Source organism: Mucilaginibacter psychrotolerans, assembly GCF_004519315.1.
GTDB lineage: Bacteria > Bacteroidota > Bacteroidia > Sphingobacteriales > Sphingobacteriaceae > Mucilaginibacter > Mucilaginibacter psychrotolerans.
Map to the genome: position 1 here is coordinate 163317 of NZ_SOZE01000001.1, position 14007 is coordinate 177323.

The following is a 14007-nucleotide window of genomic DNA, read 5'->3' on the forward strand; positions in this document are numbered from 1 at the left end:
ACTTTAGAGGCACAACCAGCATCTCACTAGATTATTTTGTCGAATGAAAAGAAAAGCAGTTTGGATATTGCTTATTTTACTTGCAGCCACATTCCTTATCGCCTATCCGTGGGTAAGCATACCAACCAACTTGCTTAACTCATTCGATGTTATAACAAAAAGTTTAGACGCATCGCAAAAAGGGCTCGATAGCAGCATCAATGTATCTTACCAAGCGCTAAAAAATAACCCCCAGAACCGCGACCCGGAAAAAGCCGCTAACTTACTATCGAGGGCGAAGCAGGCTACTGCAGCGGTGGATAAACTTGTGGAACATATTGATCTTATCAGGAGGGCACTAAGGGAAAATATACTTACAAATTCCGATACCAGCGAAAATCTTTCCTATTCGGGATATTTAATGATCCGTAGCGGAGAGGCTACTGTTTTAAAAACAGAGATTGATGAAACCCGAAAAACGCTGATAAGCCTTTTGGGTGCTAACGCAAAAAATACTACTATTTTGCTGGATACCAAAGCCCCGAAACCCGTGAATAGCGACGCACCCCAAAGCTGGCAGGTAAGTTATTTTGGAGAGGGGATTCCGGCTCAGGCAGTAATTACAACCTTAGCAAAGATTGAAGTAGATGCCAGGGAATCAGAGTATAAAGTAATAAATAAAATCCTCTCCGAAGGTGACCGTTAGTTCCCTCGAACGGTAACCAACGCAACGATTTGCGTGCCTGAGACGTATGGTGTCGCTTCTTCGGCTACGATAAAAAATTAATATATATGAAAAAACTCTACTCCTTATTTACCTTACTACTTATTGTAGCTGCTGCCTTCGCGAATCCTGTTATTTACGTAAACCAGGTAGCCTTCGATAGCAACGGCCCAAAAGTAGGTGTGGTGCAATTCGATGATAAACTTACTAAAGCTTTCGCCTTCAACCTGGTGAACATTGCTACGGGCAGGGTGGCCTACACAGGCATGCTTACCAACCCTTCAACAATCACCGATTGGGCACCCGGAAAGCTCTTTTTCCAGGCAGATTTTTCGGCTTTTAAAACGGCAGGAAAGTATAGATTACGCATTAAATATGAGGGACTTATATATACATCGCACCCATTTGAGATAGGCGAGAATGCGTTGGCCCGCAGAACACTGTCGTCTATTATCCACTATTATAACAAGCAGCGTGCAAACACCCCGGGCGAACTGGCCGCTGATGCCAAAATGCAATTGTTCGGCAGCAACCAAAGGGTTGATATGCGCGGCGGCTGGTGCGATGCCTCGGGAGATGTAAGCAAATATTTCTCGCACCTGGCGTATGCTAATTTCTTTTCGCCTCAGCAAACGCCGCTGGTTACTTGGAGTATGGCAAGCGCGGCCGAAGCCATCCCAGGCCTGCTTAAGAAATGGAAACTAAAGGATTCTATTGATAATGAGGCGCTTTATGGCGCCGATTACATGATGCGTGCGCTCAGCAAAGAGGGCTATTTTTATATGATCGTGTTCAGTTATTTCAACAAGGATCCTAAAGCCCGCCGCGTGGTGGGGCTATTGGCCAACAGTGTTACTACCAATCAATACCAATGCGCTTTCCGCGAAGGTGGAGGTATGGCCATAGCCGCACTTGCCCGTATATCGCAATGGAAAAAGAATGGCGATTTTACTTCGGGGCAATATTTGGATGGTGCCAAACGCGCCTTTGCCCACCTGCTGGTAAACAATACCAAATACGACGACGACGGCAAGGAAAACATCATCGACGATTATTGCGCGCTAATGGCCGCTACGGAATTATGGATAGCCACAGATGAGGACCAATACCGCGACGAAGCCCGCAAGCGGGCGGCAAACTTAAATAGCCGCATGACCACCGACGGCTATTTTGTCTCCAACGATGCTAACCGGCCCTACTTTCATGCTTCTGACGCGGGCCTGCCTGTGGTAGCCCTATCACGTTATCTGGATAAGGAAAAAGATGAGGCCTACCGCGCTACGGCTCTTAAAACCATCAAACAGGCACTTGATTACAACCTTTTGGTAACCAATAAAATAAGTAATCCTTTTGGCTATGCTCGCCAAAGCTTTTTGTATAAAGGCAAAGTGAAGGATAGCTTCTTTATCCCCCACGAAAACGAAACCGGCTGGTGGTGGCAGGGAGAGAACGCCCGCCTGGCCTCGCTGGCTACGGCGGCTATTGTTGGCGGCAGATTAGCCTACCCGGCAGAGGGGAATTGGGGAATAAAATCAACACTTGCTGATTTTGCGGAACGCCAATTATCGTGGATAATGGGCTGCAACCCCTATGGGATGTGTTTTATTTATGGCTATGGAAAAACCAATGTGCCGTATATGGCCTCCAATTATGGCCACGGAAGCGAGCGTGGGGGCATTTCTAACGGCGTTACGGGCCGTGATGGCAGTCCCGATGGCTCGGGTATTGATTTTAAGCAACAGGCAGCGGGCAATGAATGGCGCTGGACCGAACAGTGGATACCGCATGCGGCCTGGTTTTTGCAAGCTGTTGCGGCAATGGCACAACCAGAGGGCGCAAACAAGTAAAATTATAACGATTGAATATTTTTTTTAGATATTTGAAAAAAATAACCGTAAAAGCCCCTCTTTTAACTGGAACCTAAAACTATTAGAATATGATAACATCATTAGTAACCGGCGGGGCCGGCTTTATAGGCTCACATGTAGCAAAACATTGCCTTAACCTGGGGCACAAAGTAATTGTATTAGATGACCTTAGCGGCGGTTTTGAAGACCACGTACCTGCAGGCGTTGAATTTATTGTTGGCTCTATTAATGATTATGAATTGCTGGAGAAACTTTTCGAAGAGCACAAGTTCGATTATGTTTACCATCTGGCTGCCTACGCCGCAGAAGGGCTTTCGCACTTTATCCGAAGGTTCAATTACAATAACAACCTTATCGGCTCGGTAAATTTGATCAATCTCTCGGTATTGCATAAGGTTAAATGCTTCGTGTTCACATCATCTATAGCGGTGTATGGTGCTGGTCAGCTACCTATGCGTGAGGAATTAGTGCCACAACCCGAAGACCCTTATGGCGTAGCGAAATACGCTGTAGAGATGGATTTGAAAGCTGCCCACCACATGTTCGGCTTAAACTATATCATCTTCCGCCCTCACAACGTGTATGGCGAAAACCAGAACATCGGCGATAAGTACCGCAATGTAATCGGCATTTTTATGAACCAGATTATGCAGGAAAAGCCGATGACTATTTTTGGCGATGGCGAGCAAACCCGCGCATTCAGCTATATAGACGATGTTGCGCCGCATATTGCCAATAGCCCTAATGTTCCCGCTGCCTACAATGAGGTATTCAACGTAGGTGCCGATAAGCCTTACACCGTGAACGAGTTGGTACAGGTAGTGGCAGATGAACTTGGCGTAGAACCTAAAGTAACCCACCTGGAGGCCCGCAAAGAAGTGATGCACGCCCATAGCGACCACTCTAAAGCGGCAAGCGTTTTCGGCAAAAGTGCCAATGTGAGCCTTAAAGAGGGTATCAGCAAAATGGCCGCATGGGCCAAGGTAGTAGGCTCGCGCGCAAGTGCTGAGTTCGAGAATATAGAGATTGAAGAAAACCTGCCGCAGGGCTGGAACAAAAAAGCAGTAAAAGCTTAAAAGGTTATCGGTTTTTCGGTAAACATTTATATTTTTGTGCCAAATAAAACAACAGCGCTATGCAATCAATGGAAAATGCCAACAACGAGAGCCACTACAAATTTTTAATCCTTACCATCGCCGTAGGTTTATTAGGTTGCTTTTTACGCTTCGCCGATTTCCCTCACGCTACATTAGTATCCAACATCATCCTGTTGTTCGGTTCTATCATCGCGTTACGTGCTGTTTTCAAAATATTAGACTAAGTTTTACTAAAACATAAATGGAAAGCACTGCCAGTTGGCGGTGCTTTTTTGTTACTATCGGGTCATTGTGAGTAGCGTTGTGAGCGGGCGCGCGGCGGCGCAACGTGGCAGTCATCGGTAAGTAAGACGGATTGCAATGAGCTCCTCATTGCCGAGGATTGCCGCGCTATCACTCGTAATGACAAAAGAATGAGAAGATTGTTTGCTTAACCCTTTTAGCAATATCACAAATAAAGAAAATACCCTTTTATTTCCCCCGATAAAAATCAATATTTGCCTAACCTTAAAATTATGAAAATCCTTCGTGCCTTATTCCTTACCGCGCTGGTAGCTACCAGCCTGCGTGCCGATGCAAAAGTTATTCTATCATCTGCCTTTAGCGATAATATGGTGCTGCAGCAAAAAACAAAGGCTGCCATTTGGGGCAAGGCCCAGCCGGGCAAAACCGTGTCGGTAACCACTACCTGGAGCACAAAAAAATATTCGGCTGTGGCTGGTGCCGATGGCAAATGGAAAGTGATGCTGGCCACACCATCCTACGGCGGGCCCTATGATATTACGGTGAGCGATGGCGACGCTATAACCCTTAAAAACGTTTTAATAGGCGAGGTGTGGGTGGCTTCGGGGCAGTCTAATATGGAGTTCCCGGTGTCGGGCTGGTCGCAGGTGGTGAATTACCAGCAGGAGCTGGCAGATGCCAATTACCCCAATATCCGCCTGTTGCAGGTAGAACACGTTACCAGCACCGAGCCACTTGAAGATGCAAAAATTACCGGTGGCGGATGGCTGGCTTGTACCCCGCAATCGGTAGCGCAGTTTTCGGCCGTGGCGTACTTCTTCGCAAGAGATATCTATAAAAAGACAGGCATACCTATCGGGGTGATATATTCCTCGTGGGGAGGCACCATTGTAGAGGCATGGACCAGCGAGGGTACCGTTAAACAACTGCCCGACCTGGCGAAAGCATACGACAAGATGAAGACCCTCAGTAAAGAACAAAGCCTCGCCTTGTATAACACCGAAGCGGCAACCTGGCAAGTAGCCATTGCGGCAAAAGATGGCGGCTATCAAAACGGTGTAGCTGTTTGGGCCGCGCCAACACTGGATGCTACCAACTGGAAAACCATACAAGCACCCGGTTCCTGGGAAAGCACTACGCTGCCCGATTTTGATGGCATCGTTTGGCTCCGTAGAAAGATAGCCATCCCCGAAAGCTGGGTGGGTAAGCCCGTACAACTTAGCCTCGGTGCCATAGACGACAACGATGTTACGTTCATCAATGGCGAAAAGATAGGCGAGACCAATTTTTATGCTGCGCCACGTAATTACGTTATCCCTGCCGATAAGGTAAAAGCCGGTGAGATGGTTATTGCCATCCGCGTGTTGGATAGCGGCGGCGATGGCGGCTTTATGGCCAAAAAAGGTGTAATGGCCATACAAGGTGCCGATGGTCAGCGTATCTCCCTTGAAGGGCCGTGGCAATATAAAGCTGCGGTAGATTTTAAAGATTTACCGGCTCCTGTACTAAACGATGGACCCAACCGCCCCTCGGTTTTGTACAACGCCATGATAAACCCTTTTATACAATATGCAGTGAAGGGTGCTATTTGGTACCAGGGCGAATCTAATGCCAACCGGGCGCAACAGTACAAGGAGTTGTTTCCCGCCTTGATAAACGACTGGCGCCGCGATTGGAACAACCCTAAAATGGCTTTCTATTTTGTGCAGCTGGCCAACTTTATGCCGGTTAGTCCGCAACCTGTAGCATCAGCTTGGGCCGAACTGCGCGATGCGCAGGCCGCCACTTTAGCGCTGCCCTATACCGGCATGGCGGTAGCTATTGATGTTGGGGAGGCTCTGGATATTCACCCTAAAAACAAACAGGAGGTAGGCCGCAGGCTTTCGCTGATTGCCCTGGCCAAAAATTACGGGCAGGCAGAGGCCTATGAAGGACCGGTTTATAAATCTTTTAAGATTAATGGCGATGACATCGATATACAATTCAAAAATGCAGATGGCATGAAGGCTAAGGACGGCGCGCTCACCGGCTTCGCTATAGCTGGTGCCGACCAGAAATTTTACTGGGCCGATGCCGTAGTAAACGGCGATAAGGTAACCGTGAGCAGCCCGAACGTAAAGAACCCTGTAGCCGTGCGCTATGCCTGGGCTAATAACCCGGTTTGTAACCTTTATAACGCGGCTGGGTTGCCTGCATCGCCGTTCCGTACGGATAGCTGGCAGTATAGTACTTTTGGGAAGAAGTGAGTGATGTGGGGCGTTTTGAGTCTTGACATGGTACGGCCCGTTCCTCTATATGAAAAAGGGATTATCCATTTCAATTAGCAGAAAATAATGCAATTTTGCGGGTACAAACATCACACATAGCCTAAACCAACAACACGATGAACATCTATTACACATCATCCCGTTTCCAGCAATGCACGGTATTAATTTGCTGCTTTTTATTACTCACTGCGTTTTCCGTAGCCCATCCAACTGCGGCATCAATCCCTGAGCCTGCTATAGATTCTATCCGCAAGGAATCGAAAGTGCGCGAGGTGCTGCTCAGTCAGCAATTGTTTATGGTAAAGATATCGCCCATAAAAGGAAAGCACCCCAAAAACGTGGACGTTAATTTCAAAGCCGAACTGCGGGATGCTTTTATGATTATTCGCTACGAGGGCGATAAATCAATTACCGAGCAGGAGTGGCGGATGTGCCCAGCTGGCAAATGCCCTATAGCTACCACCTACAATTTTGGCACGCCCGGCTACAAACAATTGGATACGCTGATGGCGCAGACCAAAAAGAGCGACGAAGATTCCCAACGGCGCATGAAGGCCTTAAGAAAGACGATTCGCAAGCAAAAGAAATAAGTATTAGCTATATCGATTGCTTCTCGTTGATTAGCAGATGGTTGAGGATGTGACAACCTGCTCTTTTCGTATCCTCTCCTCCATATTTCTAGCCTGCATTTGTCATCCTCAGCTAATAATTCTAAATAACGGAACGTTCATTCCGTTTTGATTGTACATTTGCGGAACGATTATTCCAATAAACAAAACTAATCAAAAAAACGAAATGAAAAAGTTAGCAGATAAAGTAGCTGTAGTCACAGGCGCATCAAAAGGTATTGGTGCCGGTATTGCAAAAAGCCTTGCCGAAGCAGGTGCATCGGTAGTAGTAAATTATGCATCATCAAAGGCTGGTGCCGATAAAGTGGTGGATGAAATTGTAGCCGCAGGCGGCAAAGCCATTGCGGTGCAGGGCAGCGTATCCAACAAGGCCGATGTTACACGCTTGTTTGAAGAAACCACCAAGGCCTTCGGTCCGGTAGATGTGTTGGTTAACAACGCCGGTGTTTACGAGTTTGGCCAGATAGAACAGATTACCGAAGAACATTTCCACAAACAGTTTGATACCAACGTGCTTGGTTTGCTGTTAGCTACCCAAGGTGCGGTGGCTAGCTTTAATCCTAACGGTGGCAGCATCATCAATATCGGTTCGGTAGTAAGTGCTATTACGCCTGCAGGCAGCGCTGTTTACAGTGCTACAAAAGGCGCTGTTGATGCCATTACCCACGTATTGGCTAAAGAGCTTGGCCCTAAAAACATCAGGGTGAACTCGATTAACCCGGGCATGATAGAAACAGAAGGCACGCACACCGCAGGTTTCATCGGCAGCGAGATGCATGCGCAACAAGAAAAAACTACCCCGCTGGGTCGTATCGGTCAGCCGGAAGATATCGCGCTGATAGCCGTTTTCCTGGCATCAGAAGATTCACGCTGGTTAACCAACGAAACCCTGCTTGCAGGTGGCGGCGTGCGTTAATTATCGGGAAGCCTCATCTGCCCGTTGGGCACCTTCTCCAAAGGAGAAGGAATAAAGCTTCTGTTTTTAAGTCCTCTCCTTTGGAGAGGATTATTACATGAGGGCTTCGCCGTTTAGGTGAGGCTTCCACAAACAATAAAAAAATGGATAGCTTTGCTTATTATTAAGCAAGGCTATCCGCAGTTATGGCAAGGACAAAAGATTTCGACGAAAGTGAAGTGCTGAAAAAGGCGGTGGATATATTCTGGCTCAAAGGATATAATGCAACTTCGATGCAGGATCTGGTAGACGGGCTGGGCATCAGCCGCTCCAGCCTTTACGATACTTATGGGGATAAGCACACCTTGTTCATCAAAGCACTGGCGGCGTATCAGTGCACAAATTCGGGCATGTTTGTAGATATTATCAATGCCGATGAATCCACCAAAAACATCATCAGGAATTTGCTGAGTTTCGTGGTAGATAACCTGCTGAACGACAAATTCCATAAGGGCTGCTTTATGGTGAACGCCGAAGTAGAAGTTGCCCTGCACGATAAGGAAGTGAGCGATATGATACAAAAGAACGACCAGCAACTGGAAGAAACTTTTTACCTCGTTATCAAAAAAGGGCAGGAGAACGGCGAAATAGGCAGCCGGCAGGATGCAAGGGCCATTGCACGTTTTATGTTCAACACCATCAAAGGTATACAGGTAATCGCCAAATCAACCTGCGACAGGGCCGTTTTCGAAGATATCATCAATACGGCGGTGATGGTGTTGGGGTAGGGACATTGATTGTCAATCAGGTAAATATTATAGAAAGTAAATGAATACCTTTATCATGATTTAGTAAAGGTTTGCCAATAATAATGATAGCCGAAAGCTAAATTTAAATTACTGACATATTTTTTTTCTGGGAGGTACTCCATTGCTAATGGCACATTGCTCTTTTCATGATTGCCTAAAACAAACGACCTGTAATTTTTATAAATATCAATGTTAACACCCGATGGGCCGGGGAGCATGACATTAAACTTACGGGTAGCACTTTTTGTCTTAAGATTGAATGTGACTAAAAAGCATTGGATTTCGATCGGTGATTTAATTATGCTTATTCCTTCTGGAAAGTCGGCAATCATTATTTGAGGGCGCTCCAAAATGTCTTTATTTGGATTTGCTATCTGCTCCCGTATGAACAACATTCCATGGTTTAGCAAGGCGGCATATCCGAATGTTTGAAATAATTTAAGGTATGCTATTCGTAATAATGCAATTTCCATGATACGGGCATCATGTTTTTTTCTTGGAATGTTTCCTGAAAGGTTTGTTATTTGGTCGGGATCAAAGGAATGGGCACGCTCAATTTCATTTACAACTTCGGCGAAAATTTTAGGATTGGACCTATTTGGATCAAAATGTAAATTAATGAGACCATTTTCCTCTACGTTAATTCTTGCATTTATAGTTTTTCCGTTTAAAGTCATTGGGGTACTTTGTTTGGAGTTGGGGAGAAATTGTTCGAAATCTATACCCTCCAAATATTTTAATAATTCTGCGTCCAACGTTCTTCCGCTTTCGGAGTTGCATTTTTTACAAGTAAGAATGGTTCCTTTTCCTCCCAAAGATTCTGGTGGGACGTGTTCCAATGTTAAAAAAATGCTAGAGTTTGGAATCAAATCCTTTTCAAGAAACGCCTCAAAACCAACGGACACATGTAAGTATTTGCGATATAAGGAACGAATTTAAGCTGTCCATTATTCTCATTGACATATTCAAAATTTTGTGAAAAAATGCGGAATAAGTTATTCTTAATTACTTGGTTTTTTTTCATTCTCAAGGGTTTAAATTTATGCCAAGAATCTAATGACTTATAACGAGAGTTGAATCCAGGTACCAGCGGTTGAACAAAAATTCGCTATTTCATCGGTAACAACTTCTATTTTTAGACACAAAAAGGTGAGCCCGTAGGCCAATTTCCAGATTATAAATTGACTTGCAATTGTTTCATTTTCTAATGGCTCAGGATAATTCTCATCCCATATTGTTCTCCAATCGTAGTCTGTAAACTTGGACTTTTCAAAGCTTCCTTTAATTAGATGATGTTTCCATGCGATTAAATTGTCATATGCCACTTGCTGGGTTGCTTCCGGAAACCCATACTCAAAATTGTATACTTTTTCCAATTGGTCTTTCAGCCCATTTAACGAAAAAATGTTGGCGCTATGTGCGGCATCATTTCTTATTTTTCGTAAAGCATTTAGCGATTGATACACTTGTTCATCAATGATTCTAAAAGCATATAGAAGCTCTATCTTACCTGACAGCGAACTTAAAGGGCCTGGATAATTTGTAAGTCTGCTTTTATAAGCTTTCGTTTTCGAGGGGAGGATGACATCAATCAATTTTTCCAAATAGATTTCAACTTTGGCAGTTCCTATTAAAATAGCACCCCTTTCAGATTCATTACTTAGATTAAATGCAAAATCGAAGCTAAGTGCTCCATATTTTTAATCTTTCATCTTATCCAATATCTTAATTTGATGGGAGGTCATGATCAATTGTAATAAAAAATATGGAATAATTAGAACAATAAACAAGTATTTCCTGATTAGCCTGCCGGCGGTGTTATCGCCGCAACGTTAACGACAAACCTCGAAAATAGCTTTCTGCTTTTTTAACGGCGTTTCCCCTCAACTTATCCACACCCATTGCAGGGCAAAACCACAGTGTTTAAGTTTGCAGGCTATGGACCTAGTCGAAATCGCTTCTAAACATATTCTTTTACAGCAAAGCCGCAAAGCACTCAAAGGCCGCTGCCCCTTTCATAACGATGAAACAACCTCACTGATGATCATTGCGCAAAGCAATTACTTTAAATGTATGGGCTGTGGCGCAGAAGGTGGCCCGGTAGAATTTCTGATGCTGATAGATGGCAAAAGCCGCAACGAAGTAGTAAGCCAGCTGGCTAAGCAAGAGTTTAGCGTGTAGGCTAAGCTGCAATGCGCAACGGCGCAGTAGAAATGCGGTTTATGTATAGTGGTTACTTTTATGATGGGTGAAGATTTGACAACTTTTAAAAAGTTGTCAAATCTGAAAGCTCGGTTAGCATTGTGGTCACTTTTATGATGGGGGCCTGAAACAAGGATGACGTTTTGTTTACTACTATAACGGTTTCCCTTCAGCCAGTTCTTTCTCGGCCCATTTAATGGCCAGTGCTTCGCGGTATTTGGCGTATTTACCTTTAAAAGCCATCTTCAGCAAGCTATCCACCCCGCCTTTTATGGCCAGGTTATAAAGGCTGGCTGCTTTGCGGGTAATGCTGGCATCCCAGGCGCGCAGACTAAGCGAGTACGAACCATCTATATACTTCATCCAGTGCCAGTAGCCGGTGGGCATAAACAGGGTGTCGCCATGCTCCAGAAACACTTCTATGCCTTCTACGCCATTAAGCGCGGGGAATTTCTTTACATCCGGGTTTTGTACATCATAATCTTCCAAAGCATAGGTAGCATTGGGTATGCAATACAGGCGGCGTTTCCACTTATTTTCGAACAGTATCACATGCTTGCGCCCGCCGAAGTGGGTGTGGAAGATGTGCGGCAAATCGATATCGTAATGCAAAAAGGTAACCGAATTAGAACCGCCGAAGAACATTGCAGGCATGCTTTCCAAAAAGCCACCCATCAAATCTTTCGGCAAAACAATATCGTCTAACAATTGCGGGGCCTGTTTAAATATATTGAAAAAGAAGATGCGCAGTTCGGTGGGGGTGCTGCGTATCAAATCGATATACTCGTTGAAAGGCATTTCCTTCGCCGATGAATTGATTGGTTTAGAAGGGTCGGCCTTGGAGTTATCGTACAGCGGCACCACTTTATTGCCCACTACTTCCTTGAGGTATTCGGGTGTCCACTTCTCGCGGGCGGGCCAGTTTTTGGTAAGGCCTTTTATCACCAGGGGGCGGCGCGGCGTCAGGTATTTTTCGCGGAAGTCTTCGGGAGATATGGTATCAACCGTATCAATTGGGCTTAGCTTAAAACTCATATCTTAACCAATCGGATAGTTTAACAGTTACCATTAGGCCGTAACTAATACCCGAATTTACAAAATAACGAAATAATGCGGCTATTTACGTAATGAATTTAGTAAAAACGGGACTTCCTGTTGCCGAATGCAAAAAAAATTTAAAGTTGATAGCATCAACCAAAACCAGAATTTGCTTCTTCATCATACTGTTTAATACAAAAAAATGGTGAGCGACTTTACAGCCACTCACCATTCTCTATTCACCACTCACTTATCAATTAGTTTGGCATCAACACGGTGTTCACTACGTGTATAACGCCGTTGCTTTGGTTAACGTCGGCAATGGTTACCCAGCTTTGGCCACCTTTTTCGTCAACCAGGTAAATCTTTTTGCCTTTTACCATAGCGGTAAGGGTGCCACCGCTTACGGTCTTCAGTTCGGCTTTGCCGCCGCCAGCTTTAATTTTTGCCAGCAGGTCTGCAGCGCTTACTTTGCCGGCCACAACGTGGTAGGTTAATATTTTGGTTAGGGTAGCCTTGTTTTCGGGCTTAACCAAAGTTTCTACTGTACCGGCAGGCAGTTTGTCAAAAGCCTCATTGGTTGGCGCAAACACGGTGAACGGGCCTGCTGATTGTAGTGTTTCTACCAGGCCGGCAGCTTTTACAGCGGCAACAAGCGTGGTATGGTCTTTAGAGTTTACCGCATTCTCTACGATGTTTTTGGTTGGGTACATGGCCGCACCGCCCACCATTTTAGTTTGTGCATAAGTTTTTGGGGCAATTGCTATAGTTGCTAATGCAAGAGCCGCGATAATCATTTTTTTCATGAGATGTACTGTTTTTATAAGTTAATTCATGAGAAGATACGCCGTAACACGAGGCCCGGATTTAGTTTTGCGCCAATGTTGTTACACCAAAAACGGTTAACAAAATTCAATCTGTCGTGTCTGTAAATTACGTACTCGCGCTTCAGAAAAATAGCCCGGCGGCTATGTTGTCTGCATACAGTTTGCCCTTTTGGGTGAGGGTGATGATGCTGCCCGTTTGTTGTATTTGCCCGTCGGTAAAGTAGGGTTCCGCTGCCTTTAGCAGGATATCAGCCGAGCCCGCGGCAATGGCTTCGAGCTTGTTGGTATCCAAACCCCAGGCGGTGCGCAGGGCGGTCATGATGTATTCGTTTAGCCGGTTTTCTTCGCTAAGCTGTTCCACTTCTGCGGGCAGTTTACGTTCCTGCAAAACTGCAGCCATGTAGCGGGCGTTATTGGCGATATTCCATTGCCGGGTGTCGCCGTTAAAGGAGTGCGCCGATGGGCCAAGCCCCAGGTATTTTACGCCCCGCCAGTAGTTGGAATTGTGGCGCGAGTAGTGCCCCGGCTTGCAGAAGTTGGATATTTCGTATTGTTCGAAACCTTTGAGCTCCATCGCATCGGTCATGATGGTAAACTGTTCGGCGCTTTGCTGCTCGCTCATGGGCGGCTGCTTTTTTTTGCTGATGAAAGCGGACAGAGCTGTCTGGGGTTCCACCGTCATGCTATAGGCCGAGATATGCGGAACCTGCAGATCGAAAGCCTTGCTGAGATTATGCTTCCACTTTGCATCCGTGAGCAGGGGATAGCCGTAAATCAGGTCGATAGTGATGTTTTCGAAGCCAGCATCCTGGGCCCGCATTACCGATGCTTCTGCTTCGGCCGCGCGATGCACACGGTTCATCCACTGCAGATCCTCATCATAAAAAGATTGTATACCAATGCTGAACCTGTTGACAGGCGTAGCCCGCAGGCCGCTGAGCTTTTGGCCGTCGAGGTCGTCGGGATTAGCCTCGAGGGTAACCTCCGCATTGGCGGCTACGGTGTGTATGCCGGTAATGGCATCTATTAGCCTGGTTATTTCGTCGGGAGCCAGTACAGATGGCGTGCCGCCGCCAAAGTAAATGGTTTCGATGGTTTCGCCGGCCAGGTAATCTTTTTGCAGGGCAATTTCTTTGCGCAAGGCCTGTAGCATTTCGTCCTTATACTTCAGCGAAGTACTGAAATGGAAATCGCAGTAATGGCAGGCTTGTTTGCAGAAAGGGATATGTAAGTAGATGCCTGCCATGGGGGCAAAGGTAAGCTAAGCTTTGTTGAGAGAGCGAATTTAACTCCACAAGTTTCAAAACAAAAAAAAGTAGCTTACGTATAACGAAATTGATAAAATAATGATGAATAGTTCAATCAATAAGCTACTATTGAGAAGTTTATTCCTAATTACTATTGAAACAAATAAATGAGCGGATTTTTG

General features: G+C 45.5%; 14 protein-coding genes. 9 read left to right on the forward strand and 5 right to left on the reverse strand.

What is annotated here, in order from left to right; all coding sequences use genetic code 11:
- The first annotated feature begins 43 nt into the window (after positions 1-43).
- From E2R66_RS00705 to E2R66_RS00740, 8 genes are all read left to right on the forward strand, one after another.
- The gene (locus E2R66_RS00705) at positions 44-685 is read left to right on the forward strand and encodes a hypothetical protein (RefSeq protein ID WP_133230379.1); all 642 of its coding nucleotides are present in this window, start codon (positions 44-46) and stop codon (positions 683-685) included.
- A gap of 86 nt (positions 686-771) precedes the next feature.
- Positions 772-2550: a glycoside hydrolase family 9 protein gene (locus E2R66_RS00710; protein WP_133230381.1), complete on the forward strand. Its 1779-nt coding sequence runs from the start codon at positions 772-774 to the stop codon at positions 2548-2550.
- Positions 2551-2639: 89 nt separating this feature from the next.
- Positions 2640-3647, forward strand: coding sequence for an NAD-dependent epimerase/dehydratase family protein (locus E2R66_RS00715; protein WP_133230383.1), 1008 nt, complete (start codon positions 2640-2642; stop codon positions 3645-3647).
- A 59-nt stretch (positions 3648-3706) separates the two neighbouring features.
- A complete protein-coding gene (locus E2R66_RS00720; RefSeq protein WP_133230385.1) occupies positions 3707-3892 on the forward strand; it encodes a hypothetical protein in 186 nt (61 codons plus the stop codon).
- A gap of 291 nt (positions 3893-4183) precedes the next feature.
- Positions 4184-6157, forward strand: a complete 1974-nt coding sequence (locus E2R66_RS00725; protein WP_133230387.1) for a sialate O-acetylesterase — start codon at positions 4184-4186, stop codon at positions 6155-6157.
- 137 nt (positions 6158-6294) lie between these two features.
- Positions 6295-6768 (forward strand): hypothetical protein, encoded by a 474-nt coding sequence (locus E2R66_RS00730; RefSeq protein ID WP_133230389.1) that lies wholly within the window; start codon positions 6295-6297, stop codon positions 6766-6768.
- A 205-nt stretch (positions 6769-6973) separates the two neighbouring features.
- Positions 6974-7723 (forward strand): SDR family NAD(P)-dependent oxidoreductase, encoded by a 750-nt coding sequence (locus E2R66_RS00735; protein WP_133230391.1) that lies wholly within the window; start codon positions 6974-6976, stop codon positions 7721-7723.
- A 185-nt stretch (positions 7724-7908) separates the two neighbouring features.
- Positions 7909-8490, forward strand: a complete 582-nt coding sequence (locus tag E2R66_RS00740; RefSeq protein ID WP_133230393.1) for a TetR/AcrR family transcriptional regulator — start codon at positions 7909-7911, stop codon at positions 8488-8490.
- Between the two features lie 53 nt (positions 8491-8543).
- Here the strand turns inward: E2R66_RS00740 and E2R66_RS00745 are convergent, their stop codons facing one another.
- Together E2R66_RS00745 and E2R66_RS00750 are read right to left on the reverse strand one after the other, a co-directional pair.
- Complete coding sequence (locus tag E2R66_RS00745) at positions 8544-9416, reverse strand: HNH endonuclease (protein ID WP_158288305.1); 873 nt, start codon at positions 9414-9416, stop codon at positions 8544-8546.
- A gap of 156 nt (positions 9417-9572) precedes the next feature.
- A complete protein-coding gene (locus tag E2R66_RS00750) occupies positions 9573-10115 on the reverse strand; it encodes a DUF4145 domain-containing protein (RefSeq protein ID WP_158288306.1) in 543 nt (180 codons plus the stop codon).
- A gap of 334 nt (positions 10116-10449) precedes the next feature.
- Between E2R66_RS00750 and E2R66_RS00755 the strand changes: the two genes are divergently transcribed.
- Positions 10450-10692, forward strand: coding sequence for a CHC2 zinc finger domain-containing protein (locus tag E2R66_RS00755; protein WP_133230399.1), 243 nt, complete (start codon positions 10450-10452; stop codon positions 10690-10692).
- 174 nt (positions 10693-10866) lie between these two features.
- Here E2R66_RS00755 and E2R66_RS00760 read toward each other — a convergent pair whose 3' ends face one another.
- From E2R66_RS00760 to hemW, 3 genes are all read right to left on the reverse strand, one after another.
- Positions 10867-11748, reverse strand: a complete 882-nt coding sequence (locus E2R66_RS00760; protein ID WP_133230401.1) for a cupin-like domain-containing protein — start codon at positions 11746-11748, stop codon at positions 10867-10869.
- Positions 11749-12008: 260 nt separating this feature from the next.
- The gene (locus E2R66_RS00765) at positions 12009-12557 is read right to left on the reverse strand and encodes a fasciclin domain-containing protein (RefSeq protein WP_133230403.1); all 549 of its coding nucleotides are present in this window, start codon (positions 12555-12557) and stop codon (positions 12009-12011) included.
- Positions 12558-12699: 142 nt separating this feature from the next.
- Complete coding sequence (gene hemW / locus E2R66_RS00770) at positions 12700-13824, reverse strand: radical SAM family heme chaperone HemW (protein WP_133230405.1); 1125 nt, start codon at positions 13822-13824, stop codon at positions 12700-12702.
- Between the last annotated feature and the right edge of the window lie 183 nt (positions 13825-14007).

Excerpts from the sequence above, each read along its gene's own strand:
- E2R66_RS00715 (WP_133230383.1), top strand. The coding sequence starts at position 2,640 with ATGATAACATCATTAGTAACCGGCGGGGCCGGCTTTATAGGCTCACAT.
- E2R66_RS00705 (WP_133230379.1), top strand. The coding sequence starts at position 44 with ATGAAAAGAAAAGCAGTTTGGATATTGCTTATTTTACTTGCAGCCACA.
- E2R66_RS00720 (WP_133230385.1), top strand. The coding sequence starts at position 3,707 with ATGCAATCAATGGAAAATGCCAACAACGAGAGCCACTACAAATTTTTA.
- E2R66_RS00740 (WP_133230393.1), top strand. The coding sequence starts at position 7,909 with ATGGCAAGGACAAAAGATTTCGACGAAAGTGAAGTGCTGAAAAAGGCG.
- E2R66_RS00760 (WP_133230401.1), bottom strand. The coding sequence starts at position 11,748 with ATGAGTTTTAAGCTAAGCCCAATTGATACGGTTGATACCATATCTCCC.
- E2R66_RS00765 (WP_133230403.1), bottom strand. The coding sequence starts at position 12,557 with ATGAAAAAAATGATTATCGCGGCTCTTGCATTAGCAACTATAGCAATT.
- E2R66_RS00725 (WP_133230387.1), top strand. The coding sequence starts at position 4,184 with ATGAAAATCCTTCGTGCCTTATTCCTTACCGCGCTGGTAGCTACCAGC.
- E2R66_RS00735 (WP_133230391.1), top strand. The coding sequence starts at position 6,974 with ATGAAAAAGTTAGCAGATAAAGTAGCTGTAGTCACAGGCGCATCAAAA.
- E2R66_RS00755 (WP_133230399.1), top strand. The coding sequence starts at position 10,450 with ATGGACCTAGTCGAAATCGCTTCTAAACATATTCTTTTACAGCAAAGC.
- E2R66_RS00730 (WP_133230389.1), top strand. The coding sequence starts at position 6,295 with ATGAACATCTATTACACATCATCCCGTTTCCAGCAATGCACGGTATTA.
- E2R66_RS00710 (WP_133230381.1), top strand. The coding sequence starts at position 772 with ATGAAAAAACTCTACTCCTTATTTACCTTACTACTTATTGTAGCTGCT.
- hemW (WP_133230405.1), bottom strand. The coding sequence starts at position 13,824 with ATGGCAGGCATCTACTTACATATCCCTTTCTGCAAACAAGCCTGCCAT.